The following is a 23,444-nucleotide window of genomic DNA, read 5'->3' as shown; positions in this document are numbered from 1 at the left end:
AAGGGAAACCCGTTTTTCCGCCCGTCTCGAAGCCGACCCATGAACGTACGCACTGTCGCCGACCTCGGACCGGACGAGCGGGCGGCGCTGTTCGACCGGGATTCGGGCGTCGAGGCGGTCAGAGACGACGTGGCCGACATCGTATCGCAGGTGGACGAGGAGGGCGACGTGGCGCTGCGGCGCTTCGCCAGCGAGTTCGACGACGTCGAGGTGGGCAACATCGACATCACAGACGCCGCCGAGCGCGCCTACGAAGAGATCGACGACCACGTCCGGGCGGCCATTGAGGACGCCGCCGACAACATCCGCGCGTTCCACGAGCGCCAGCGGCCCGAGGACTGGCGCGAAGCGTTCGAGGGCCGCGAGCTGGGCCGGCGCTTCCGCCCGCTCGCGAGCGCCGGCGTCTACACCCCCGGCGGCACCGCCGCCTACCCCTCCAGCGCCCTGATGGGCGTCATCCCCGCGAAGGTGGCCGGCGTCGAGCACGTCGCTGTCGCCACCCCGCCGGCCGAGAAGGTCAACCCGGTCACGCTCGCGGCCATCCACGCGGCCGGCGCCGACGCGGTGTATCAGGTCGGTGGCGCACAGGCCATCGCCGCGCTGGCTTACGGCACCGAGACGGTGACGAGTACCGACATCGTCGTCGGTCCCGGCAACCGCTGGGTCACCGCGGCGAAAGCCGAGGTTCGGGGCGACGTAGCCATCGACTTCCTCGCGGGACCGTCGGAGATCATGGTGGTCGCCGACGGCGAGGCCGACCCCGAACTCGTCGCGGCGGACGTGGTCGCCCAGGCCGAACACGACGAGAACGCCTCCGTCGTCGCGGTCACCGACGACGAGGAGCTGGCCGGGGCCATCGCCGACGCCGTCGAGGCGCAAGCCGGCGAGCGCGAGCGCGAGGCAGTCATCCGCGCGGCGCTGGACAACGACGCCTCCGGCGTCTTCCACGCCCGGTCGATGAGCGAGGCCGTCCTCTTCGCCGAGGAGTACGCCGCCGAACACCTCTCGATTCAGGCCGACGACGACGAGGCGCTGCTCGACAGGATTCCGTCGGCCGGCTCGGTCTTCCTCGGCCCGTACAGCCCCGTCGCGGCCGGTGACTACGCCACGGGGACCAACCACGTGCTCCCGACGGGGGGCGCGGCGCGAGTCACCGGCGGCCTCTCGGTAGATACGTTCGTCCGCTCGACGACGGTCCAGCGCCTCTCCGAGGAGGCGCTGGGCGAGCTTCGCGAGACGATTACCACGCTGGCCGAGGCCGAAGGGCTGGAAGCCCACGCCGAGAGCGTGGACAGGCGGTTCTAGCGAGCAATCGACCACAGGAGTCGGTCGAGCGCTATCACGACCCCGCCGATGACAAGCCACAGCAGGGGCACCGCGACGACCAGCACGGCCCAGTGGGGGACCAGTGGCGAGGCGGGCGCGCTGTGAATCACCGCACCGAAGACCGGGGTCGTCCACAGAACCATCACTCGGTCCCCGTGTCCGCCGTACGGTAGACGTAGTAGCCGGCGGCGACGAACAGCAGGCTCACGACGAGCCAGTGCGGGTTGAATCGGCCGCCCCGGGACAGCGGCTGGTGGAGGCCAAGCAGCATGTGGTCGACGACCGCGTCGAAGACGTCGAAGACGCCCAGTCCGATGATGGCCGTGCCGGCCAGCGGTCGGAGCGCCAGTGGTGCGTCCGTTCGCCGCTCTGCCCGCCAGAGGAGACCGGCCCCGGCGGCCATGACGAGGAGCATCCCCAGTGAGAACAGCCCGTCCGCGAGGAGGTTCCGCCGGAGGCCGGCGAGGGTGTCCATCGGATAGATACCCGAGAGGAGGTGGTGCCACTGCAGTACGTGGTGGAGGAGCAACACGTCGACGAGGCCGCTGAAACCGAAGCCGAACACCCCGGTAGCGAACAGCGCCCGCCCGGATACCCGTCCGGGCCCCTCGTCCGGTGCGGTCATACGTCCACTTGCCGACGGCTGGTCTTGCCAGTAGGGCTTGCAGACGCGGCGCCCGCCATCGTGCCACCCTTCTCATTCAGGTGCCTTAGATGACAGGTATCCATCCCTATGGAGGCGGATGTGCGGGCAATTCCCATCCCTGCTCCCGGTAGTTTCACTCGATACGACCCTAATATAACGTATCAATATTATAAAACTACTACACCGGACTGACGGAACTCCCGCCCGTGAGGCCCACTGACCTCCCCGACATCGACACGACGGCACAGGACAGACGGACGTTTCTGCAGCGGACCGGCGGCGTCTCGTTGGCGGCGATACTCGGCGCCTCCGGCGGCGCGGCCGCGATGGTGGACGACGACGGCAACTTCGAGTCGGACCCCTACACGCTCGGGGTCGCCTCGGGTGACCCGCTCCCCGACTCGGTCATCCTCTGGACCCGGCTGGCACCGAACCCGCTCGACGCCGGCGGCGGGATGCCCGACGAGGAGTTCGATATCGAGTGGACCGTCGCGACCGACGAAGCGATGACCGACGTGGTGACCTCCGGGACCGCGACCGCCGAACCCGACCACGCCCACACCGTCCACGTCGACGCCGACGGGCTGGCGCCCGACTCGGCGTACTACTACCGGTTCGAGTGTCGCGGCGAGACGAGCCCAGTGGGCCGGACCAAGACCGCACCGGCGGCCGGCGCCTCCGTCGAGGAGTTCCAGTTCGGCTTCGCCTCCTGTAACCGGTGGGTCGACGGCTACTACACGGCGTTCGAGCACATGGCCGAGGACGAACTCGACCTCGTCGTCCACCTCGGCGACTACATCTACGAGTACGGCATCGACGTGTCGGAGTCGCCCCGCGAGCAGTCGCTCCCACAGGCGTACAAGCAGGAGACGACCGACCTCGACACGTACCGGCTGCGCTACGGGTTGTACAAGTCCGACCCGGACATGCGAGCCGCCCACGCCAGCGCGCCGTGGCTCGTCACGCGGGACGACCACGAGGTCGACAACAACTGGGCCGGCGACGTGCCACAGGACCCGGACGAACAGTCCACCGAGGCGTTTATCGAGCGCCGTGCAGCGGCGCTCAAGGCCTACTACGAGCACATGCCCTTCCGCATGGCCCAGAAGCCCGACGACGCCAGCCAGAAGCTCTACCGCTACTACGCCTTCGGCGACCTGCTCGACTTCAACGTCCTCGACACCCGCCTCTACCGCTCCGACCAGGCCTGTGACGACGTGTTCGACAAGGTCGACTGCGAGGAGCGCTTCGAGGCGGACCGCACCATCCTCGGGGACAGTCAGGAGCAGTGGCTGCTGGACAACCTCGAAGCCACGGAGACGACGTGGAACGTGCTGGCGAACCAGCTCCCCTTCGCGAAGATGGACTTCAAAGCGGGTGAGCAGGAAGGGTTCCGAACCGAGCAGTGGGACGGCTACGTCCCGGAGCAGCGCCTCGTCAAGACCGCGTTCGAGGAGGACGCTAACAACCCCGTGGTCATCACCGGCGACTTTCACTCCCACTGGGCGAACACCCTCGTCAGCGCCAAGGACGGGTCCAGCGAGCCCGTGGGTGCCGAGTTCGTGGGCACCTCCATCTCCTCGGGCGGGAACGGGACCGACATGGACGAGTTCGGTCGGCAGGTCGTCTCCGAGAACGACAACGTGGAGTACTACAACAACCAGCGGGGCTACGTCCGCTGTACGGTCACGCCGGAGACGTGGACCACGGAGTTCCGTGTCCTCGACTACGTGGACGAACCCGGCTCGCGAATAGAGACCGACGCGACCGTCGAGCTCACGGCGGGCCAGCCCGGCATCCCGGCCGAGCGGCCGCTCGTGCTCGCCGACGCCGTCGCCGTCGGCAACGGCAAGACGGCCACGGCCGAACTGACCGGTCGCTGGCTGGACGAGGGGCTCTCGGGCGGAACCATCTCAGTCTCGCTCGCGGACCCCGAGGTCGCGACCATCACCGGAGCGACCGTCGACGACGCCTTCGGCATCGCCGAGACCGAGGTGGCCAGCGACGGCGCCGCCGCCACCGTCCGCTTTGCCGACATCGAGGAGAACGCACAGGGCGCGGTGCCCGGCACCGACACCACCCTCGCCACACTCGACATCCGCGGGACGGGCACGGGGACGACCGATATCGAGGTCACCGTCGACCGGCTGGACGACGACAGCGGGACCAGTCTGGAAGCGACGACCGAGATGGGGCTCGTCATCGTCGGCCCGCCGCCGGCCACCGGCGGCGACGAGCCGACCGACCCGGACGGCGACGGACTGTTCGAGGACGTCAACGGCAACGGGCGGCTGGACTACGCCGACATCGAGACGCTGTTCGACAGCTTCGAGGACGACAGCGTCCGGCTCAACAAGACCGCCTACGACTTCAACGAGAACGGCCAGCTCGACTACGACGACATCGTGACGCTGTACAGCGAGGTCAACTGAAGGCGGCCCCGCTCGCGCTCGACCGTTCGGACCAGCGTCAGGGTTAACACGACCGGGGCCGCACCTACCTGTATGAGCAGCACCGTAGACGGCGAACCCCAACTCGGCGGGGAGGACGTCGGGGTCACCGAGGACGCCGCCGAAGAAGCACTGGCCCTCCTGGAAGGAGAGGGAATGGACACTGACATCGCCGGCCTTCGCCTGTTCGTCCAGCAGGGCGGCTGTGCCGGGCTCTCCTACGGGATGCGCTTCGAGCACGAACCGGAAGACGGGGACACCGTCTACGAGCGCAACGGTCTACGCGTGTTCGTCGACGGCGCGAGCATCGACTACATCGAAGGCTCCGTCCTGGCCTACGAGGGGGGACTGCAGGGCGCGGGGTTCCACGTCGAGAACCCCAACGTGGTCAGCGAGTGCGGCTGTGGCGAGTCGTTCCGGACGTAAACGACTCCTACGCGGGTCGCCGTCGCTCCCGCCTCCAGATTGAGGTGTCTCGCGATGCGAGATACCTCGCTACTCTTCGAGCTCGAACGCGACTGTCACCTCAGCCTGATACTCGCGGTTCTCGACGCTGGCGATTTCGACGCCCAGTTCGTCGACTTCGACCCACATCAGATTGTCCAGCGTGCGCTCGGCGCGCTCGATCGCGTCGTCGGCCGCGTCGTCGAAGCTCTCGGGACTCGTGCCGATGAGCGTGATCTTCTTGAACACCATAGCGTTTTGAACTGTCGCTCGGTTGAAGTATAAAACTACGGTCCTCTGGGGCAGTTCCGTCCCGCGGGGCTGTGAACTGCTGCCGAGAGCGGCGGGCGGCTCCCTGTCACCGGTGTGGCCCGCCCCGGAACTGCCGTGAGATATTTTTCCGCGCGACCGAAACTTGTATTATCATGTGGGGAACGGCATACTTATGACACGAACTCGGCGAGAACTGCTTCGAATCGGTGGGGCCGCGTGTTCGATCGGACTTGCGGGCTGTCTGGGCGTGCTCGACGGGGGCAACGCTGGGACGCCGACAGCGGCGGACGCTGCGGGGCCAGATGCGTGGCGAATGGTCGGTGCCGGGCCGACCGGCACGCGGTCGCTGTCCGTCAGCGGGCCACGCGGGAACGCCACCGAGGACTGGACGGCGACCGTGGGCGACTTCACTGGGAGTCCCGTGGTCGCCGATGGCCGGCTCTTCGTCGTCGGCGGGGACTCCGATGAGCGGACGGGCACGCTCGCCGCCTTCGACGCGGAGAACGGCGACGAGCTGTGGCGCACCGACCTCGAACAGATAAACCCACAGACCCCCGCGGTGACCGGTGGCGTCGTCTACATCGGCGACGAAGAGACGGCGTACGCCTTCGACGCCGAAACCGGCGAGGAGCTGTGGACGGTGGACGCCGGGCGGCTAGTGGAGGGCGATGCGACGGTGGCGAACGGGCTCCTCGTGCTCCCGGACGCAGACGGGGCCGGTCTCACAGCTATCGACACCGAGAACGAGAGCGTCCGCTGGTCGGCGGACCCCGGTGGGAATATGACCGCCGCAGCTATCGCCGGCGGGACGGTGTACGTCGGCGCCGGCGATACGCTGTATGCGTACGCGGCGGATTCCGGCGAGGAGCGCTGGGCGGAGAGGTTCCTCGGACAGGTCACGTCCGCTCCGGCGGTCGCCGACGGCACGGTGTACGCGGGCGTCGAACAGGAAGTGCTCGCGATGGATCCGGACACCGGCGAGACGTTGCTGGACACCGACGGCGGGCGCGGCAACTTCAGGCACATCGCCGTCTCTGACGGGACTATCTACGTCGGTGGGGACGACGGCACGTACGCCTTCTCCAGCGAAGACGGCTCACAGCAGTGGAGTCGGAGCAGCAACGCGAGCAACCCGCCGATACCGGTGGTGGCCGAGGAGACCGTCTACGTGAGGGAACTCTCGGGAGCCGTCGTCGCGCTCGACCAGTCGAACGGAGGCGTGCGCTGGACGTACGACACCGAGCGCCAGACCAGACAGACGCCGGCCCTCGCCGAGGGCGTCGTATACGTGGCGACGAACTCCGGCACTATCGAGGCGCTCCGCGAGTCCTGAAGCTGTACAGGGAGGGGGGCTCCGCCGATAAGCAAGCCGTGTGTCACCCGGCTCGCCCGTCCAGCCACCCCTCGACGAGACCGACGATGTCGGTCAGATGGGCCGTCCCCCAGACGGCCACTACGACGGCGCCGATGGTGTCGAAGACGAGGTCGAGCATCGTGTCGCCGAGTCCGAACTGCGTGAGGACGGTGTCGTTGCCCGTCGCTTCCGCCGCGAGCGTGATACTGAACTCCAAGACCTCCCACGCGACGCCGAAGGCCAGCACGAACAGGAGGATGAACACGAACATGAACCGCGGCGGGACGTAGATGTCCTCGGAGTGACGGTCGAGTGCCCGGACGGTGGTGTAGCCGATGGCGGCGACGATAGAGGAGGAGAGCGCGTGGGTGAGGTGGTCCCACCACCAGATGCTCTTGTAGAAGTTCACGTCCGACCACGGGAGCCCGATGACGCCGACGGCGTGGAGAAACACCGCCGTGGTTATCCACAGCGTCAGCGCCGGGTCGAGCGCGATGCCGTAGTCCCGTTCGAGGAGCGCCGGGAGCTGTGTGACCAGCAACCCGACACCGGTGTTGACGATGACGCCGGTGCTCCCCGTGGCGAGACCGATGGCGAGGATACCGACCAGCAGCAGTTCCATCACGTAGGTCGCCTGTCGCTGCCGGCGGTCGCCGATGCCGACGTAGTCACGGACTCTCACTGGCCGACCTCCTCCGGGAGCCGCGCCACTGCCACCTGCCGGCCGACGTACCACGCGAAGAAGACGCCGGCACCGATACCCGCCACCGTCGAGGCGACGAACTGCCACATCAGCGCCTCCTCGATGGCGTGTTCGGAGAGCGCGGGGTCGAGGATGAACGTCGTTCCGAGCGTCCGGTCGACCGCCCAGCGGGCGACGGCCCAGATGCCGGCGGCCGCCATCGTCGTCACGCCGACGAAGACGACCGCAAAGCGCGGGGTCATCTTCACCGCCGTGAACAGTTGCAGTTCGACCGAGACGATGAGCGCGACGGCGGCGACCGAGAGGTACGTCGCGAGATTGCCGGTGACTGGCACCGTCGTGAAGAGCCGACCGACGACAGGCAGCGCCGCCAGCAGGACGATTTCCCAGGGGAGCATCGCCTGGCTGTTCCGGTACGCGAGCGGCGGGAAGAGGACGATGCACGCGAGCGCGCCCGTGAATCCGGCCCACAGGAGTTCTCCCTGAACGACGCTTCCGGCGGCGACTGCCAGTATCAGTGCGACGACAAGCCACGCGAGCACGGCGTTGACTCGCCGGTCGCGCAACAGGTCTGTCACGTCACCGCTCATGCCACCCACGACTGGTCGCCCGTGCAAAACACTGTCGCCCCGCTACAGGACGCCGTAGGTCGTGGCGTAAGCGACGGCCGCGACGGTGACGGCGGCCAGCCCGGTCACGACGACCCGGAGCGGGTCGACACCGCTGCTGAACGGGCGGACCGGCGCACCGACGACACCGATGGCGAGGACGCTGAAGACGAAGTGGGCGGACCGTTCCATCGTCGGCGCCGGCAACAGCAGGGCGGCCGCGGCGTAGCCCGCGCCCAGCGAGGCCCGGGGACTGACGAGGTCCGTGAGCCGCCGGTCCGTCAGATGGGCGTACGTCCAGACGGCCAGCCATATCGCGCCGAGTTCGACCGCGAAGGCCGCGAGCAACTGCCCCGTCGGGTCGGGGTGTAGCGCCACGCGCTCTGCGACCAGCACTACGTCGAACGGGTACAGGAACGGCGGTGGCGACCCGGTAAAGAGGTCGCCAAAGGGGTGCGACCAGAGGCCGACGAGCGCGGCGGCAAGCAGCGGTCGCGGCGCGAGGCCCTCGCGGGCGGCCAGTTCGCCGACCGCAAAGCCCGAGCCGACGAACACCAGCACGACGACCCCGCCGACGGCACCGCTGAACAGCGCCCCGACGGCGACCAGTGCCGCGGCGAGTGAGAGCGAGAGCGCTCGCGCTCCGCGCGTCCCGACGGCCCACAGGAAGACGGCCAGTGCGAGTGTGCCGGCCATCACCAGCGAGTGCGTCGGGCCCCGATGAATGACGTTTGCCGTCTCCCAGAACACGTCCGGTCCGACCGTCTCGGCCGACTGCATGAGGAGCCCGACGGGGGCGTACACGACGTCGACGTCCGGTATCGCGGCGAACAGAGCCGCGAGGACGCCGAATCGCAGCGCACGCTCGCGTGGGACCGAGAGACGCTCGGCCCCGCGCACGGCGAGAGCGAACGCCAGCAGTGCGTGACCGATGAACATAGCCCGTCTTCGCCCTCGACAGCTATAAATTCCCCGTGACAACGGCTGTAACACTAATTCAGGGCCGCTGGGTCTCATGAGGAGTCGACGAAACACTGTTCGAGAGGCGAACTCCGAGAGCCGGCAGTGCGAAAAGAGGGGAACCCAGTGTCTCCGTGTTCCGGCGCTATCTGACGACGTCGTAGCCGCCGTCCTCGCGGACACCGATGACCGCCCAGTCGTAGGCGACGTTCATCCGCGAGAGGCGGTCACCGAGGTCCTCGGCCTCCGGCGCGCGAGTGACGAAACAGTGCATCTCGCCCGATTCGGGAATCGGTGTGTCCTCGTCGAGGACCGTGACGCCGACCTCGCGCCACTTGTGTGCCGCCCGTAGTCCGTTGTCAGTGCGCGACACGGTGTACCCGATGTCGTCGAATATCGACCGAGCCTGCTCGTCGAGTGATGTGCTAACGGCACCCATCTGTCAATCCATACCAGTGGGTGGGTGATAAACGTTCCTACTAGACAGACGAACAACAGGTGTCAGGGGCCGTTACTCGTGGGCCGCGTCCCACTCCTCGGCCTTCCTGAGGTTGCTACAGTCGTTACAGCGGATTCGGCCCATCGAGTCCATCGCGTTGTTGAACGTCTCGCAGTTGCCACAGAAGTAGCCCCAGCGGCGCTCCCTGTCGGTGTCGAGATAGACGACGTAAAAGGGGCCTTTCGTGCCGATGTCTCCGTCCTCCCGGTCGACGTAGAGGGTCTCGCCCTCCGGACCAGTGCGTTCGTGCATACAGGCGTGTGGTGAGCCACGGGGTAAAGCGTGTGGGACCGGTGTAGCCGCGGTGTCACCGGCCGACCCTGAAGCGCCTGTGTGGCGCGCTGGCATGCGCTTGAGGCTTCGAAAGCGCTTTTAGGGCCCGTAGCACACAGACGATTACAGCCTGCACCGGGTTGATGATGCTCCCAGCCTTCTCAGGACTACGCGCACCGACGGGGTGTGCCGCGGGATTTCCCGCGAACGGCGGGGGAGCCTGAGCCCGCGTGCAGGAGGTGAACATCCAAATGCCAGTATACGTAGATTTCGACGTTCCGGCCGACCTCGAGGACGACGCCCTCGAAGCGCTGGAAGTCGCACGAGACACAGGGACAGTGAAGAAAGGAACCAACGAGACGACCAAGGCCGTCGAGCGCGGCTCCGCCGAGCTCGTCTTCGTCGCCGAGGACGTCCAGCCCGAGGAGATCGTCATGCACATCCCCGAGCTGGCCGACGAGAAGGGCGTCCCCTTCATCTTCGTCGAGCAGCAGGACGACCTCGGCCACGCGGCCGGGCTCGAAGTCGGCTCCGCCGCCGCCGCCATCACCGATGCCGGCGAGGCCGAGGCCGACGTCGAGGATATCGCCGACAAAGTCGAGGAGCTCCGCTGAGGTGATTACGGATGAGCGCTGAGGAATCCGAAAGTAGCGGCTCCACGTCGGCCGAGGTCATCGAGATCGTCGGCAAGACTGGAATGCACGGCGAGGCCATGCAGGTCAAGTGCCGAATCCGCGAGGGCGAGAACCAGGGCCGTATCATCACCCGGAACGTCCTCGGTCCCGTCCGCGAGGGCGATATCCTGCAGCTCCGCGAGACGGCCCGCGAAGCCGACTCCATCGGAGGACAGTAACGATGCCCCGAACCCGAGAATGTGACTACTGTGGCGCTGACATCGAGCCCGGCACGGGCACGATGCTCGTCCACAACGACGGCTCGACCACGCACTTCTGTTCCTCGAAGTGCGAGAACAACGCCGACCTGGGCCGGGAAGCCCGGAACCTCGGCTGGACCGACGCCGGTCGCACGACCACAGCCGCCCAGCAGCAGGAAGCAAAAGAGCAGGCCGAAGCCGCCGAGGCTGCCGAAGAAGCGGAAGAAGCCAAAGCAGACGACACTGCGGACGCTGACGACGAAGAGGCGGGCGACGCCGACGACGAGGACACGGCGGACGCCGACGACGCTGAAGCCGACGACACCGAGGACGAAGAAGCGGAAGAAGCCGAAGCGTAAAAGCCCTCGGCGTCCGAGCGTTTTTCTAGATGACGGAAACCGAACGTACATTCGTGATGGTCAAACCCGACGGTGTCCAGCGCGGGCTCGTCAGTGACATCCTCGACCGGTTCGAGAACCGCGGGCTGAAAATCGTCGGCGCGAAGTTCATGCGGCTCGACCGCGAGCTGGCGGAGGCCCACTACGCCGAACACGAGGACAAGGAGTTCTTCGAGGGCCTCGTCGACTTCATCACCTCGGGCCCGGTGTTCGCGATGGTGCTCGACGGGCAGGACGCGACCCGACAGGTCCGGCGGATGATGGGCGCGACCGACCCCGCCGAGGCCGAGCCCGGCACTATCCGCGGCGACTTCGGGCTGGACCTCGGGCGGAACGTCATCCACGGCTCCGACCACGAGGACGAGGGCGCGAACGCCCGCGAAATCGAGCTCTTCTTCGACGACGACGAGCTCGTCGACTGGGACAAGATAGACGGCTCCTGGCTGTACGAGTAGTCCGGGAAGCCGAACCGATTTTGGGGCGGGCGTCCCTACGTCGGGATATGAGTCGCACACTCTACCAGCTCGACGGCTGTCCGTACTGCGAGAAGGTGGCAGACAGGCTGGACGAACTCGGGGTCGACTACGAGACGATCTGGGTCGAGGCCCTGCACTCGGAGCGCAACGAAGTCAAGGAGGTCTCCGGCCAGCGAGCGGTCCCGGTGCTCGTCGACGAGGACCACGGGGTCACGATGGCCGAGTCCGACCGCATTCTGGAGTTCGTCGAACGCTCCTACGCCTGACGGGCAGTGTTACTCGCCGCTCTCGAACTCTAAGGCCGCACCGTTGATACAGTAGCGCTTGCCAGTCGGTTCGGGACCGTCGTCGAAGACGTGGCCCAGGTGGCCCTCGCAGTTGGCACAGACGACCTCCGTCCGGCGCATGCCGTGGCTCTCGTCGACACGGGTCTCGACGGTGCCCTCGTCGAGGACGTCCCAGAAACTGGGCCAGCCGGTCCCCGACTCGAACTTCTCCTCGCTGTCGAACAGCGCCGTTCCGCAGGCGGCACAGGTGAACACGCCGTCGTCTTTGACATCCAGCAGGTCGCTGCTGAAGCGCGGCTCGGTCCCCGCCTCGCGGAGGATACGGTACTCCTCGTCGGTGAGTAGTTCGCGCCATTCCTCGTCGTTCTCCGGCAGACTATCGGCTTGTTCGCTCATACCCCGCTTACGTGCTGGAGGATGATAAGCCCACGTCGAGCGTGTGGCGTGACGGCCACGTCGGACGGGTGGCCCGGCGGTGACGCTGCCTATTTCAGGGGTGCTCGACAACCCCGGGTATGCGCGAGAGATTTGGTCGGGTCGAGGAGGTGGGACGCGCCGTGGTCCACGAGGCGCGAACCGAGCAGATAACGTTCATGGCGGGGTCGATCGCCTACCACGCGTTCCTCTCGATTCTGCCGCTGTTACTGCTGGTGCTTACCGTCCTCCAGCGAACCCGGAACGACGCGGTCCGCGAGTCCGTCGTCGGCATCATCGAGTCGGTGTTGACCGAGCAGGCGGGCGTGCTCATCCAGCAGGGGCTGACCGACGCCGACGCCTCCGTCTCCCTCCTCGGCGCTGTCTTCCTCGTCTGGGGTGCGCTGCGCATCTTCCGCGGACTCGATACGGCCTTCTCGGACATCTACGAGACCGGGGCGAACAACTCATTTGCCGACCAGCTCGGCGACGGACTCCTGATGCTCGTGACCGTCGCCGTGGCGCTGCTGGGTGTCAGCGCTTTCGGCAACGCCGTCTCGGTGTCGGTCGGCGGGACGCTCGGACAGCTGCTGCGGGCGACGGCGACGACAGTCGGTCTCTTCGTCGTCTTCTACCCGATGTACTACGTCTTCCCGGACACGGACGTCACGCCGGTCGAAGTGGTGCCGGGGACCGCCTTCGCCGCGCTCGGTCTCACCGTCGCACAGGTCGTCTTCACCGCGTTCAACGCCGGTAGCGCGGGGACGAACCTCGTCGCGAGCGTCCTCCTCTTGCTCACGTGGCTCTACATCATCGGGCTCGTGATTCTGCTGGGCGCGGTGCTCAACGCGGTGCTCTCGAACCGGTCGGCGGACGTCGACATCGCACCGGTCCTCGACGGCGTCGAACGACGTGGCCGGCCCGGACAGCGCAGCGTCAGCCGGCAGGCCGTTCTCGGGGGGCTCGACGGGCTCTCGGCGGCACTCGACGGGGCCGAGGAGCTGACCGTGACCGTGGGTGACCGCGAAATCAGGCTCGCCGCGCCACAGTCAGCGACCGTGGACCGCGAGAGCAGCGTCTTCGGACTGGACGACTCGGTCGCGGTGACCCTCCGTTGGTGGCCCGACGAGGAGTGAGTCAGGCGTTCGGCCCCCGCCACTCGCCGAGCTGGCCCGTCCGGTCGCCAGAGTGGGCCGTCCACACTATCCGGGCCGTCGACTGGTTCGGGCTATCGGCGGCGTCGCCGACGAGGCGGAGTTGCCGGCGACTCGGGCCGTCTCTCGATAGGACCCCGTGTCAGCGTTCACATCTTCCGAGGAGCACGCCGGGTCACGCAGGGGCGGGCGTCCGCTCGTAGTCCACGGTAAAGCGCGCGCTGGCGAGCACCGCGTCGCCGATGGCCTCGCCGGCAGTGTCGTGGTCAGTGCCGCCGGCGACGTCTACCGTCTCGCCGAGCGCGTACACCTGGAATCGGTGTTCGTACGGCTGGCCGGTCGGCGGACACGGCGGTTCGTACCCGACTTCGCCGCCCTCGGGGCGGCCCTGTCGGGCGCCGCCGAGCGATTCTACTGTCCCCGTTCGGGGGAGTCCCGCCGGAATCCGCTCGGTCTCCGGGGGGACGTTCCACAGCGTCCAGAACACCGGTTCGTTGATGATTCCGCGGTCGTACTCGGCGATGACGGCGAGTCCCGCCGTCGGCTCGGGGACCCGGTCGAGCACGAACGGCGGCGACCGGCCGGCACCGTCACAGGTGAACCGAGCAGGTAGTTTCCCACCGGATTCGAGCGCCGGGCTCGACACCCTGAACGCCCCGGGCGTGCTCTGTGCCGACTCGCCACAGCCGGCCACCCCGCCGGCCACGGCCGTTCCCAGCGTTCCCAGCAGCTGACGGCGTCGCATACGCGCTCTCAGGGGTGACACTACTTCGCCGCTTTGATATCGGCACGCGCGGGCCGGCGTCGCAGTAACCGAGAGAGCGACGGTGACCCATCCGCTAGTTAATAAATAAGGCGCCGTTATTTATTAACATGCGGCATCAGAACCCGTATTTATAACAGATGAATTAATAACTCGTCGCCGGCTAGGGCCGATAATGAGTTCCGAGAACCCGAGCCCGCCCGACGACGGTTCGGCGACGCCCACAGCGGGCGAGCGGGCCGTCAGTCAGTTCACCGTCCCGGAGATGGACTGTCCGTCGTGTGCCGGCAAGGTCGAGTCCAGTGTCCGCACGCTCGACGGTATCGAGGGCGTCGACCCGCAGGTGACCACCGGGACGCTGACGGTTACCTACGACAGCGACGCGACCACGGAGGCGGCCATCGCCGACCGGATACGGAGCGCGGGCTACGCCGTCGAGGAGACCGCCGAGACGCTGCGGCTCTCGGTCCCGGAGATGGACTGTGCGTCCTGTGCCGGCAAGGTCGAGTCCGCGCTCTCGACGCTCGACGGGCTGGACGGGTACGAGACCCGGCCGACGACGGGGACGGTCGTCGTCACGAAGGGCGCGACCGGTCCCACCGACGAGGCGGTCGTCGACGCGATAGAGCGCGCCGGCTACCCGGTCGCGGACGCGAGGGACGGTGCGGCCGATGCCGGCACCGACGACGACCTCTGGACGAGCCCACGGGCCCTGAAAACGTGGGCCAGCGGGGTCGTGCTGGCGGTCGGTCTGGTGCTCGAATTCCTCCTCACCGGCGGGAACGTACAGGTCGGTGTCCTCTTGGGAAGCGAGCTCTACGTCGCGGACCTGCTCTTTCTCGTGGCGGTCGGCGTCGGCGGACAGGCGATTCTGCGGAACGGCTACTACTCGGCGCGCAACCTGAGTCTGGACATCGACCTGCTGATGTCCATCGCCATCCTCGGAGCGCTGACGGCGAGTCTGGCCTTCGGTGAGGCGCTGTACTTCGAGGCCGCGACGCTCGCCGTGCTGTTCAGCATCGCCGAACTCCTGGAGCGGTACTCGATGGACCGCGCGCGGAACTCGCTGGAGGAACTGATGGACCTCTCGCCGGCGGAGGCGACGGTCCGACGGGACGGCGAAGAGCTGGTCGTCCCCGTCGAGGACGTCGACGTCGGGGAGGTCGTGGTCGTCCGGCCCGGCGAGAAGATTCCGCTCGACGGCGACGTCCTCGACGGGGAGAGCGCGGTCAATCAGGCACCTATCACCGGCGAGAGCGTCCCGGTCGACAAGACCGTCGGCGACGAGCTGTACGCCGGGACTATCAACGAGGAGGGCTACCTCGAACTGCAGGTCACCTCCCTGGCGGACGACAACACGCTCTCGCGCATCGTCGAGATGGTGGAGGACGCCCAGTCGAACAAGACCGAGCGCGAGCAGTTCGTCGAGCGGTTCTCGGCGTACTACACGCCCGTCGTCGTCGCCTTCGCCGTGCTGGTCACGGTCGCGACCCCGTTCGTGCTGGGGGTCAGCGTCTCGACGGCCATCGTCTACGGACTGACGCTTCTGGTGCTCGCCTGTCCCTGCGCCTTCGTCATCTCGACGCCCGTCTCCGTCGTCTCGGGCATCACGAGCGCCGCGAACAACGGCGTGCTCATCAAAGGCGGCAACCACCTCGAAGCGATGGGACAGGTCGACGTGGTCGCCTTCGACAAGACCGGGACACTCACCAAGGGCGAACTCACCGTGACCGATGTCATCCCGTTGAACGGCAACAGCGAGGCGGACGTGCTCCGCTGTGCCCGCGGGCTGGAGGCCCGCAGCGAACACCCGATCGGCGAGGCTATCGTCGCCGAAGCGGGCGAGGGGACCGACCGGGACATCGACGGGTTCGAGAGCATCACCGGCAAGGGCGTCCGGGCCGAACTCGGTGGGATTCCGCATTACGCCGGCAAACCGGGGCTGTTCGAGGAGCTCGATTTCGACCTCACGCACGTCCACGCGACGACCGACGGCGGGCTGGTCACGAAGACCGCCCAGCAGCTGTGTGAGCGCAACAACTGTCTGGACCTGCTCGACGGGACGGTGCCACAGCTTCAGGCGGAGGGGAAGACGGTCGTGCTGGTCGGCACCGAAGACGAACTGGAGGGCGTCATCGCGGTGGCCGACGAGGTCCGGCCGGAGGCCCGCGCGACTATCCAGCGGCTGAAGTCACTGGGCGTCGAGCGGACCGTGATGCTCACCGGCGACAACGAGCGGACCGCCGGAGCCATCGCCGAACGGGTCGGCGTCGACGAGTACGAGGCCGAGCTGCTGCCCGACGAGAAGGTGGCCCACATCGAGTCGCTGGTCGCTGGCACCGACGGCGTCCGTGAGTCACACTCGCGGGCTCGCCGGACGAAGTCCGGCGGCGTGGCGATGGTCGGGGACGGCATCAACGACGCGCCGGCGCTGGCGACGGCGACGGTCGGCGTGGCGATGGGTGCGGCCGGCACCGATACGGCGCTCGAAACCGCCGACATCGCGCTGATGAGCGACGACCTCTCGAAGCTCCCGTACCTCTACGACCTGGCCGACCGGGCAAACGGCGTCATCCGGCAGAACGTCTGGGCGAGCCTCGGGGTCAAGGCCGGGCTGGCGGTCGCGGTACCGTTTGGCTACGTCCCCATCTGGCTGGCCGTGTTGGCGGGCGACGCCGGGATGACGACTGCGGTCACCGGGAACGCGATGCGGCTCTCGAAGGTCAGCCCCGTCGCCGTCTCGACGGAAGAGCCGGAGTAGTCACTGCCCGGGAAGCGGGCAGAGACTCGCCGTCAGGACCGCGACTTCGTCGGTCTCGTTGTGCGCGCCGTGGACCTGGCCGCGCTCGTTGAGGACTACGCCGGGGGCCGAGACAGTCTCCGTCTCCCCGTCGCGTTCGACGGCGACGGTCCCGCGGAGCACGTGAAACACGTTCGTCGCGTCGCCGTGTTCGTGTGGCGGGATACTCGCGTCCGGGCCGAGCGCGAACGCTTTCACCAGCACGTCGTCTGTGACGGCCAGTTCACCGCTTTCGACGGCCCCCGCTTCGGGCGTCGCCTCGAACTCTGAGAGCAGGTCGAACACCATACCAGCCCGTCACGCCGCGCCGTCTTATCGGTGATGGACGCAAGCGGTTAGTCGGTAGAAATATTAGTTTCTCTATATGTATGGCGCAGTACTCGTTCCGACCGACGGCAGCGCAGGCACGCGCGGCGCTGTCGACCACGCGATCGACCTCGCAACGCGGTACGACGCCTCGCTCCACGTGCTGTACGTTGTCGATGCCCGCATCGGGCTCGCCAGGGAATCGACGCCCGAGGATGTCTTCGAGGAGCTCGAGGAACAGGGCCAGCGGGCTATCGACGACGTGACCTCCCAGGCCAAAGCCGCCGACCTGGAGACCATCGAGGGCGTCGTGGCCCGTGGCGACCCCCACCGTGCGATTCTCGACTACGTTTCGCGGGAAGATATCGACCTCGTCGTCATGGGGACCCACGGTCGCACAGGCCTCGACCACTATCTGCTGGGGAGCGTCACAGAAAAGATCGTTCGACTCTCCGACGTCCCGGTTCTCACTGTTCCCCTCGCGGCTGCCCGGGGAAGCTGACCAGTGGCTGAGACCGACAGTGCGTCGAGAGACCGCTCCGACGACCGACCGGTGCCGTCGTCTCCCTGCGAGGGCGCTGCCCCACGTTTATATTTGAAGCCGAGAAAGAATCCCTGATGCATAGTGCGGACAACGCTGAGTCGGAACTCGACGCGCTCTATACGGTCACCCAGCGGCTCGTTGACGCCGAAGCCGAAGGGGAGATATGCGAGGTCGCAGTCTCCGCAATCCCGGACGTCTTCGGCGTCGTCTTCGGCGGCCTGTGGCTCTACGACGCGGAGGCGACCGAACTCCAGTTGACCGCGGAAACGGAGGGGTCGAAACGGCTGCTCGACGGGGACGTGGTGTACCGCCCCGGCAACAGCATCTCGTGGGAGGCCTTCGAGGCCGGTGAGATGCGGCAGTACCCGGGCACGAACGCCGCCGGGAACGAATACAACGCCGACTCCCGTATCAACAGCGAGCTCATCCTGCCACTGGGCGACCACGGCGTGTTGAACATCGCCTCTGAGGCGGCCGACGCGTTCACACAGCGGCAGGTCCGGGTCGCGCGCATTCTGGCGGCCAATATCGAGTCGGCCCTCTCAAGAGCCCAGCGGGAACACGCGCTCAGAGTCCAGAACGACCGGCTGGAGGAGTTCGTCGGCATGGTCTCACACGACCTCCGGAACCCGCTGACGGTCGCCGATGGCCACCTCGAACTGGCGCGGGAAACCGATAGCGACGGCCATCTGGACAGCGCCGCAGACGCGCTGAACCGAATCGACACGCTCATCGAGGAGCTCCTGACGCTGGCCGAACAGGGGTACGTCGTCGAGAGCCGGACCAGGCTCGACCTCCGGAGCCTCGCCGAGACGGCTTGGTCGAACGTCCACACGCCGGACGCGACGCTGCAGACCGACGGGACGGTCGATATCTTCGGCGACGAGTCGCGGCTGCTTCAGGTGTTCGAGAACCTCTTTCGGAACAGCGTCGAGCACGGGACGACGGACACTCGGCCGGACGCCGACGACGCCGTCACGCACGGGCCGACGAACGGCCGGCCGGAAGCCGGGGACACCGGCGAACACGCCGACAGCGACGTGACGATACGCTCGGCCCGCTCGAATCGCTGCACACCTCGACACGCGTCTCCGCGGCGGAGTACAGCGACGGGTTCTACGTCGCCGACGACGGCCCCGGCATCCCCGACACCGACCAGTCGGTGGTGTTCGAGTCCGGCCACTCGACGGCGGGCACCGGCCTCGGGCTCGCCATCGTCCAGCGCATCGTGGACGCCCACGGGTGGGATATCACGGCCGGCGAGAGCGTCCAGCGAGGCGCTCGGTTCGAGGTCCACGGCGAGGCGAAACCCGTGACGCCGTTCGAGAACGGCTGATGTCGTCCCGGAACCGTCGATGGTCGCGACAGTGGCGCCGTCGTGCTCGCGCGTTCCGTCCGACGTGGCTCCACGGGCTCGGGTCGCGTTCACACTCCTGGTTTCGGCGACAACCGCTCTGGTGACGCTGAGACCGGATACCGAAGAGCCCTGATTGACTGAACCGAACCCCCAGCTGCGGAATCGGTCCCGGCACGGCCGAACTCAGACGATCTCGATGTAAATCGCGTCGTCGACGACTTTGCAGCGGTCGAACTCCTCCTGGGCCTCTTCACGGAGGATTTCCGTCCGCTCGGTGTCGGTTGTCTGCTGGGCCTCATCGAGCAGTGCACAGCCCTCCGCCATCGCTTTCGAGGCACAGAGGGCGTCCGCAGCGAGCCTGTCGTAGAACGGTCGCCAGTCGGTTGCCTGCAGTTGTTCCGCCGAGTCCTGAAACTGCTGTTCGGCCCGGAGATAGTCGTGTTCCCCACCCGCGTCGTAGCGCCGAAACGCATCGGCCATCGTCGTCAGCGCCGCCCCGAGGTCCTCACTATCGGCCAAGAGCCCCTCCAACTGGTGGACCGTCTCCCGGTAGTCCGAGGGGTCGAGACGGTCGAGACCGTTCATATCTGTCGCCTCGGAATCGTTTCGGAGCTTCGAGAGGGCGTCGTCGCCGTCGCTCGTCTTACCGCTCACTGCCCTCCAGTCTGACAGGGCGCTGTCCCAGTCTTGGGCGAGGAGGCTGTCCCACCCCTTCTGGAGCCGACTGTGGGCGTTGTACAGCGCTAGCTGTACCGACGGGAGCCACCAGGCGAACCAGAACGCGCCCTCTAACTGGTCGTACCTCGTCCGTTCCGCCGCGGGCAACGCCTCGCGGCGAACGTCGGTGCGGGTCTCACGCGCGCCGTACAGGCTAGCGTGCACGGTACTCCTGTTGACGAGGTCGTCCGGCATCACGTCCGTCGGCACATCGCCATCCCCGGCCTCGGTGTAGCTGTCGATGGCCGCAGCCACGTCGGCCGCGATGGCCGCGAGCGCCGGATTGGGCTCGTCTATCGCATCGGTCTGTCGTTCCGATTCGGTAGGCTGTGGTTGACTCTCGGTCTGCCGTGCAGTCTCCCCCCGTTTCCCAGTCGGCGTCGACGGTGTGGACGGAGCGGTGGATTCCATCGCTGACGCAGGCGGCGTGGCCGTCGGCCCCGTTCCGGAGCCACCGCATCCAGCGAACAGTGCCGAGGCGACGACGCCGAGATAGGTTCGTCGGTCCATGCGAATGAACTGCAAGTGCCGTATGAAGAGTATAGACATCGTAACAGGTCGCACGTGGACTGCTCGAACTGGTAACGACGTGGCCGGTATCCCGTAACCGAGTTCCAGACAGGGTACAACAGCAGGAACGTCCGCCACCGGTGACGCTCGACCGATAGTACCCGACAGCGACGCTGGGCTATTCGGCTCAGAGCTCTACACTGCGTTCACAGCCGCCAGAACAGCGCAAGCCAGGGGTGGGATTTGAACCCACGAACTCTCGATTACAAGTCGAGTGCTTGGACCACCCAAGCTCCCCTGGCACGCGTCCGTCAGTTGTGGGGGGACGTTTTAAGCGGTGTCGTTTTCCGTCGACTTCTCGAGTTCGAGTCGGTGGGGGGTGTAGCCGTGGGCGGCGTAGAACTGCCGGGCAGCGTCGTTGTCGGCCATCGCTTCGAGCTGGATTACCGTCGCACCGTCGGCGGCGAGTCGCTCCTCGGCGGCTCGCAGTAGCGCGCTACCGATACCGGCCCGGCGAGCAGCCGGCACTACGTAGAGGTTCTCCACGAGCCCGGGAGAGATGTCCTGTTCGTAGCGGCCGTGTTCGACCGTGAACATGACAAAGCCCACAAGGGCCCCGTTTCGGCGGGCGACGAGGAGGTTCTCGGTGATGATCCGCTGGACGACCGTCTCACGGATTGCGGCCCGGTTTTCGGGCCCCAGGAGGTGTGAGCCGTACGTCCGCTGGTCGCGGGCGAGTTCGACCCACATGTCGGTGAGCCGGTCGGTCAGCTCCGTCGACGGGGTCGTGAGTTCCACGGCCGAAATGCGTCCCACGGGCGCAAAACTGTTGGCCCTTGTGACAGTGTCCCACGCAGCGTCGGTTTCGACGGGAACAGCGCAGCGCAGTCCCGGAGTCGGAGACGATACGGACGCGTTCGGGAACGGTGCCGAACTGTCGGGCGACGGGCTACGCGCAGTCGCTGGCGCAGCGGTCGAGGCAGACGGCGACCGCGAGGGGTCGGGCGCGGTGTACGTCGTCGAGTAGGGTCACACGTCCCGGCAGTCGGCACAGAGCAACTGGCCGTTCAGCGAGGCCAGCGACCGCGTGAGCGTCCCGCAGGCCGAGCAGATCCCCTGTTCCTCGAAGGAGTCCTCCGCCGCCGTCGTCGTCCCGTCGGTCGTTGCGGCCTGTCCCGTCGTCGCCATCTCGGTACCGTCGTCGACCGCAGCCGTCACCTCGCTCTCCAGCCGGACCGTCGAGAGGATGTCGTGGCCGGTCAGCGTGCCCAGCGGCTGGCCGTCCTCGACGACGAGCACCCACTCTGTCGAGTAGGCCGCCATCCGGTCGCGCGCTTCGGGCAACCGCGCGTCGGGCGATATCGACGGGAAGGAATCGGTCATCACGTCCCCCACTGTCGCGGTGTCGGGGGCCCCCTCCGAGACGAGATGGCCGAGGATATCAGCTCTCGTGACGACACCGACCGGTTCGTTGCCCTGCAGGACCAGCGCCGTCGGTTCCCCTTCGCGAACGAGCAGTTCGGTCGTCTCGAGCAGGTCGTCCGACGCGCTGGCACCCACGTACTCACGGTTCATCACCTCCCGAACGGACACCGGGTCTCTCATGTGTGAACGTATCACACGTCTCGGTCTAAAAGCTACCTCCACTACGCTTATGTCCAGTGGTACCCAATCACAAAGGCGACTTTCGCCGCGGTGGCCACCGCTTCGGTCTCCGTTCGCCTTTTCCGGGAGTCCGACCGCAGGGAGGAGTCCCGCTACTCCTCGAACCTGACCGTCGCACCGTCCGCACGGCAGTGTTCCAGTGCGTGCTTGGCGTCCATCCCGGCGTCCGCGGGCGTCCGTCCGCGACCGACGCCGACCTTGAGTTCGACGTCCACGGCCTCGCGAACGTGGTCACAGGCGTCGCGGTAGGCCGCTTCGTCGAGGTCGGGACAGACGGCGATGACGTTGTCGCCGCCGACGAAGAACGACAGCGAGTCGTGGGCCTCGCGCATGTACTTCATCAGCGCCGCGTACCCCTGTTCGATCCGGATGAACGTGTCGAACTCGTTCAACTGGTCGGTGTACTTCCCGGTCGCGTCGTCGACGTCGAAATGCGCCAGCTGTACGTCGGCGGGGGTCCGGAAGGACTCCTCGATGGTCTGCCCGCGCAACACCTCGCGTCGGCCGTCGTCCTGCGCGCTCCCGGCCTCCTGGAGTTGCTCGGTGGCCGTCCCCAGCGCCGAGACGGGCGTGGTGCCCGTGGCGACCGAGAGGCTCATCGTCACCGGGTAACGGTTCCCCACGGACTCCTGGATGAGCGCGTGGTCCGCCTCGTCGAGGCCGTTCGTCACGGCGATCATGTTGTCGAACCGCGAGAAGAAGATGTAGCCGTCGCGGTTGCCAAACAGCTGTGCGAGGTCGGCGTACAGACGGGACTGGAGCGTCTGGAGGTCGACTTCGCGGCGTGGCTCCGGGGTGACCGTCCACGGCCCGTAGTTGTCGATCTGGATGTGGGTAACCTGCGTGTTCGTCACTACCGGCGGTTCGGCGTCGACGGATATTGATTTATCGGAAGCCGGTCAGGTCGAATCAGTCGGCGCGATACCCTCCCGTTCGAGTTCGACCGTTCCGAGCATCGAGTTGTATGAGAGGACGTCGGTCGCGGTCAGCTTCGGTAGGTGTTCGGTGAACAGTTCGTCCACCATGGCCGCCCGTTCGGACGCCGGGACCGTCGACGCCGCACAGCCTTCCCGGTCCGCGACGACGGCCGCCGCGAGGTCCTCGACGATCATCGGTTCGTCACTGGCCGCGAGAATCGAGAGCGCTCGGCGGCGACTGTCGACTGACAGCAGGTCCTCGACGACGGCGTCTGGCAGCCCGCCTCCCCTGTCGGTGTCAGCGTTCCGTGTCGCCATGGTGGGAGATACGACGGCCCACCACAAGTATGTGTCGTGCACACACGCACCACGCCTGCCGCGGACGCTCAGGCGTGTTCAAGCCGGTACGGCCAGAGGTCCTCGCCTCGAAGGGCCTCACCCAGGGCCTTGTGGAACTCGGGGAAATCGGCGAACTCCGACTCTTCGACGTGCTCGAAGATATCCGCGACGCTGACGACTGTCTCGTAGTCGATTCGGACGGGATGGTCCCCGTACGCCGAGACGTACTCCTCGGCCGTCAGCGGAAAGTCCTCGCCCTCGTCGATTTTCTTCGCGAGGACGGCGTGTCCGTACTTGCGCCGGCCCTCGCTTCCCTCTTCACCATCCGGGTCGTGTGGCCACTCCATATCCGCCCCTCGGGACACCGACACAAAAAGGGTTGCTCTC

At 67.0% G+C, this 23,444-nt stretch carries 31 protein-coding genes, 1 tRNA gene and 1 pseudogene; 15 read left to right on the top strand and 18 right to left on the bottom strand.

Annotated elements, in window-relative coordinates:
- Positions 1 to 39 precede the first annotated feature (39 nt).
- On the top strand, positions 40 to 1,305 hold the full coding sequence (gene hisD, locus NDI56_RS05595) for a histidinol dehydrogenase (RefSeq protein ID WP_310918431.1): 1,266 nt from the start codon (positions 40 to 42) through the stop codon (positions 1,303 to 1,305).
- On the opposite strand, the gene NDI56_RS05590 is transcribed toward hisD, so the two are convergent.
- A complete protein-coding gene (locus NDI56_RS05590; RefSeq protein ID WP_310918430.1) occupies positions 1,302 to 1,469 on the bottom strand; it encodes a hypothetical protein in 168 nt (55 codons plus the stop codon). The two genes, hisD and NDI56_RS05590, sit on opposite strands and share 4 nt — an antisense overlap.
- Positions 1,469 to 1,951, bottom strand: a complete 483-nt coding sequence (locus tag NDI56_RS05585; RefSeq protein WP_310918429.1) for a DUF2243 domain-containing protein — start codon at positions 1,949 to 1,951, stop codon at positions 1,469 to 1,471. Before NDI56_RS05585 ends, NDI56_RS05590 begins: the two co-directional genes overlap by 1 nt.
- Positions 1,952 to 2,178: 227 nt before the next feature.
- Here NDI56_RS05585 and NDI56_RS05580 point away from each other — a divergent pair, with 227 nt between their 5' ends.
- Together NDI56_RS05580 and NDI56_RS05575 are read left to right on the top strand one after the other, a co-directional pair.
- Positions 2,179 to 4,404 carry an alkaline phosphatase D family protein gene (locus NDI56_RS05580; RefSeq protein ID WP_310918427.1) on the top strand — a complete coding sequence of 742 codons (2,226 nt, stop codon included), beginning with the start codon at positions 2,179 to 2,181 and terminating at the stop codon, positions 4,402 to 4,404.
- A 72-nt stretch (positions 4,405 to 4,476) separates the two neighbouring features.
- The gene (locus NDI56_RS05575) at positions 4,477 to 4,848 is read left to right on the top strand and encodes a HesB/IscA family protein (RefSeq protein WP_310918426.1); all 372 of its coding nucleotides are present in this window, start codon (positions 4,477 to 4,479) and stop codon (positions 4,846 to 4,848) included.
- 69 nt (positions 4,849 to 4,917) lie between these two features.
- On the opposite strand, the gene NDI56_RS05570 is transcribed toward NDI56_RS05575, so the two are convergent.
- Entirely contained in the window at positions 4,918 to 5,118 is a 201-nt protein-coding gene (locus NDI56_RS05570) for a dodecin (protein WP_310918424.1), read from the bottom strand.
- Between the two features lie 193 nt (positions 5,119 to 5,311).
- Between NDI56_RS05570 and NDI56_RS05565 the strand changes: the two genes are divergently transcribed.
- Positions 5,312 to 6,472, top strand: a complete 1,161-nt coding sequence (locus tag NDI56_RS05565; protein WP_310918423.1) for an outer membrane protein assembly factor BamB family protein — start codon at positions 5,312 to 5,314, stop codon at positions 6,470 to 6,472.
- Between the two features lie 43 nt (positions 6,473 to 6,515).
- Here NDI56_RS05565 and NDI56_RS05560 read toward each other — a convergent pair whose 3' ends face one another.
- The 5 genes from NDI56_RS05560 to NDI56_RS05540 all read right to left on the bottom strand — a co-directional run bounded on the left by NDI56_RS05560 (position 6,516) and on the right by NDI56_RS05540 (position 9,515).
- On the bottom strand, positions 6,516 to 7,175 hold the full coding sequence (locus NDI56_RS05560; RefSeq protein WP_310918422.1) for a DUF2238 domain-containing protein: 660 nt from the start codon (positions 7,173 to 7,175) through the stop codon (positions 6,516 to 6,518).
- A complete protein-coding gene (locus tag NDI56_RS05555) occupies positions 7,172 to 7,786 on the bottom strand; it encodes a hypothetical protein (protein WP_310918421.1) in 615 nt (204 codons plus the stop codon). The genes NDI56_RS05560 and NDI56_RS05555 overlap by 4 nt, the downstream gene beginning before the upstream one ends.
- A 42-nt stretch (positions 7,787 to 7,828) precedes the next feature.
- A complete protein-coding gene (locus NDI56_RS05550) occupies positions 7,829 to 8,743 on the bottom strand; it encodes a metal-dependent hydrolase (RefSeq protein WP_310918420.1) in 915 nt (304 codons plus the stop codon).
- A gap of 166 nt (positions 8,744 to 8,909) precedes the next feature.
- A complete protein-coding gene (locus tag NDI56_RS05545; RefSeq protein WP_310918419.1) occupies positions 8,910 to 9,203 on the bottom strand; it encodes a DUF7116 family protein in 294 nt (97 codons plus the stop codon).
- Positions 9,204 to 9,275: 72 nt separating this feature from the next.
- Positions 9,276 to 9,515 (bottom strand): DUF5816 domain-containing protein, encoded by a 240-nt coding sequence (locus tag NDI56_RS05540; protein WP_310918418.1) that lies wholly within the window; start codon positions 9,513 to 9,515, stop codon positions 9,276 to 9,278.
- A gap of 272 nt (positions 9,516 to 9,787) precedes the next feature.
- On the opposite strand from NDI56_RS05540, the gene rpl7ae reads away from it, so the two are divergent.
- Genes rpl7ae through NDI56_RS05515 form a run of 5 tightly spaced genes read left to right on the top strand, consistent with a single transcriptional unit; the run spans position 9,788 to position 11,550 of the window.
- Complete coding sequence (gene rpl7ae / locus NDI56_RS05535) at positions 9,788 to 10,150, top strand: 50S ribosomal protein L7Ae (protein WP_220587525.1); 363 nt, start codon at positions 9,788 to 9,790, stop codon at positions 10,148 to 10,150.
- A gap of 11 nt (positions 10,151 to 10,161) precedes the next feature.
- Complete coding sequence (locus NDI56_RS05530) at positions 10,162 to 10,389, top strand: 30S ribosomal protein S28e (RefSeq protein WP_310918417.1); 228 nt, start codon at positions 10,162 to 10,164, stop codon at positions 10,387 to 10,389.
- Positions 10,390 to 10,391: 2 nt separating this feature from the next.
- Positions 10,392 to 10,769 carry a 50S ribosomal protein L24e gene (locus NDI56_RS05525; RefSeq protein WP_310918415.1) on the top strand — a complete coding sequence of 126 codons (378 nt, stop codon included), beginning with the start codon at positions 10,392 to 10,394 and terminating at the stop codon, positions 10,767 to 10,769.
- 29 nt (positions 10,770 to 10,798) lie between these two features.
- Entirely contained in the window at positions 10,799 to 11,263 is a 465-nt protein-coding gene (ndk, locus tag NDI56_RS05520; RefSeq protein WP_310918414.1) for a nucleoside-diphosphate kinase, read from the top strand.
- Positions 11,264 to 11,310: 47 nt separating this feature from the next.
- Complete coding sequence (locus tag NDI56_RS05515) at positions 11,311 to 11,550, top strand: glutaredoxin family protein (protein WP_310918413.1); 240 nt, start codon at positions 11,311 to 11,313, stop codon at positions 11,548 to 11,550.
- Between the two features lie 9 nt (positions 11,551 to 11,559).
- On the opposite strand, the gene msrB is transcribed toward NDI56_RS05515, so the two are convergent.
- Complete coding sequence (gene msrB / locus NDI56_RS05510) at positions 11,560 to 11,967, bottom strand: peptide-methionine (R)-S-oxide reductase MsrB (RefSeq protein ID WP_310918412.1); 408 nt, start codon at positions 11,965 to 11,967, stop codon at positions 11,560 to 11,562.
- A gap of 119 nt (positions 11,968 to 12,086) precedes the next feature.
- On the opposite strand from msrB, the gene NDI56_RS05505 reads away from it, so the two are divergent.
- Positions 12,087 to 13,121, top strand: coding sequence for a YihY/virulence factor BrkB family protein (locus NDI56_RS05505; RefSeq protein ID WP_310918411.1), 1,035 nt, complete (start codon positions 12,087 to 12,089; stop codon positions 13,119 to 13,121).
- 193 nt (positions 13,122 to 13,314) lie between these two features.
- Here NDI56_RS05505 and NDI56_RS05500 read toward each other — a convergent pair whose 3' ends face one another.
- The gene (locus NDI56_RS05500; protein WP_310918410.1) at positions 13,315 to 13,884 is read right to left on the bottom strand and encodes a YbhB/YbcL family Raf kinase inhibitor-like protein; all 570 of its coding nucleotides are present in this window, start codon (positions 13,882 to 13,884) and stop codon (positions 13,315 to 13,317) included.
- Between the two features lie 193 nt (positions 13,885 to 14,077).
- Between NDI56_RS05500 and NDI56_RS05495 the strand changes: the two genes are divergently transcribed.
- A complete protein-coding gene (locus NDI56_RS05495) occupies positions 14,078 to 16,663 on the top strand; it encodes a heavy metal translocating P-type ATPase (RefSeq protein WP_310918409.1) in 2,586 nt (861 codons plus the stop codon).
- On the opposite strand, the gene NDI56_RS05490 is transcribed toward NDI56_RS05495, so the two are convergent.
- On the bottom strand, positions 16,664 to 16,990 hold the full coding sequence (locus NDI56_RS05490) for a cupin domain-containing protein (RefSeq protein WP_310918407.1): 327 nt from the start codon (positions 16,988 to 16,990) through the stop codon (positions 16,664 to 16,666).
- Between the two features lie 76 nt (positions 16,991 to 17,066).
- Here NDI56_RS05490 and NDI56_RS05485 point away from each other — a divergent pair, with 76 nt between their 5' ends.
- From NDI56_RS05485 to NDI56_RS05475, 3 genes and pseudogenes are all read left to right on the top strand, one after another.
- The gene (locus NDI56_RS05485) at positions 17,067 to 17,510 is read left to right on the top strand and encodes a universal stress protein (RefSeq protein WP_310918406.1); all 444 of its coding nucleotides are present in this window, start codon (positions 17,067 to 17,069) and stop codon (positions 17,508 to 17,510) included.
- Positions 17,511 to 17,626: 116 nt separating this feature from the next.
- Positions 17,627 to 18,250: pseudogene (locus NDI56_RS05480) on the top strand (GAF domain-containing protein); the annotation flags it as partial.
- 464 nt (positions 18,251 to 18,714) lie between these two features.
- Positions 18,715 to 18,888 (top strand): ATP-binding protein, encoded by a 174-nt coding sequence (locus NDI56_RS05475; RefSeq protein ID WP_310918405.1) that lies wholly within the window; start codon positions 18,715 to 18,717, stop codon positions 18,886 to 18,888.
- A gap of 204 nt (positions 18,889 to 19,092) precedes the next feature.
- On the opposite strand, the gene NDI56_RS05470 is transcribed toward NDI56_RS05475, so the two are convergent.
- The 3 genes from NDI56_RS05470 to NDI56_RS05460 form a co-directional block, all read right to left on the bottom strand.
- Positions 19,093 to 20,136, bottom strand: coding sequence for a hypothetical protein (locus NDI56_RS05470; RefSeq protein WP_310918404.1), 1,044 nt, complete (start codon positions 20,134 to 20,136; stop codon positions 19,093 to 19,095).
- Positions 20,137 to 20,364: 228 nt separating this feature from the next.
- Positions 20,365 to 20,438, bottom strand: a tRNA-Thr gene (locus NDI56_RS05465).
- Positions 20,439 to 20,466: 28 nt separating this feature from the next.
- A complete protein-coding gene (locus NDI56_RS05460) occupies positions 20,467 to 20,934 on the bottom strand; it encodes a GNAT family N-acetyltransferase (RefSeq protein ID WP_310918403.1) in 468 nt (155 codons plus the stop codon).
- 46 nt (positions 20,935 to 20,980) lie between these two features.
- Between NDI56_RS05460 and NDI56_RS05455 the strand changes: the two genes are divergently transcribed.
- Positions 20,981 to 21,163: a hypothetical protein gene (locus NDI56_RS05455; RefSeq protein ID WP_310918402.1), complete on the top strand. Its 183-nt coding sequence runs from the start codon at positions 20,981 to 20,983 to the stop codon at positions 21,161 to 21,163.
- A gap of 2 nt (positions 21,164 to 21,165) precedes the next feature.
- Here NDI56_RS05455 and NDI56_RS05450 read toward each other — a convergent pair whose 3' ends face one another.
- From NDI56_RS05450 to NDI56_RS05435, 4 genes are all read right to left on the bottom strand, one after another.
- A complete protein-coding gene (locus NDI56_RS05450) occupies positions 21,166 to 21,741 on the bottom strand; it encodes a CBS domain-containing protein (protein WP_310918401.1) in 576 nt (191 codons plus the stop codon).
- A 152-nt stretch (positions 21,742 to 21,893) separates the two neighbouring features.
- Entirely contained in the window at positions 21,894 to 22,655 is a 762-nt protein-coding gene (locus tag NDI56_RS05445) for a GTP cyclohydrolase III (RefSeq protein ID WP_310918400.1), read from the bottom strand.
- Positions 22,656 to 22,700: 45 nt separating this feature from the next.
- On the bottom strand, positions 22,701 to 23,036 hold the full coding sequence (locus NDI56_RS05440) for a DUF7344 domain-containing protein (RefSeq protein WP_310918399.1): 336 nt from the start codon (positions 23,034 to 23,036) through the stop codon (positions 22,701 to 22,703).
- Between the two features lie 68 nt (positions 23,037 to 23,104).
- Positions 23,105 to 23,404, bottom strand: coding sequence for a DUF5785 family protein (locus NDI56_RS05435; protein ID WP_310918398.1), 300 nt, complete (start codon positions 23,402 to 23,404; stop codon positions 23,105 to 23,107).
- Positions 23,405 to 23,444: the final 40 nt, after the last annotated feature.

The sequence above is a fragment of the Halomicroarcula saliterrae genome (assembly GCF_031624395.1).
GTDB lineage: Archaea > Halobacteriota > Halobacteria > Halobacteriales > Haloarculaceae > Haloarcula > Haloarcula saliterrae.
This window is presented reverse-complemented; position numbering and strand designations above follow the sequence as displayed.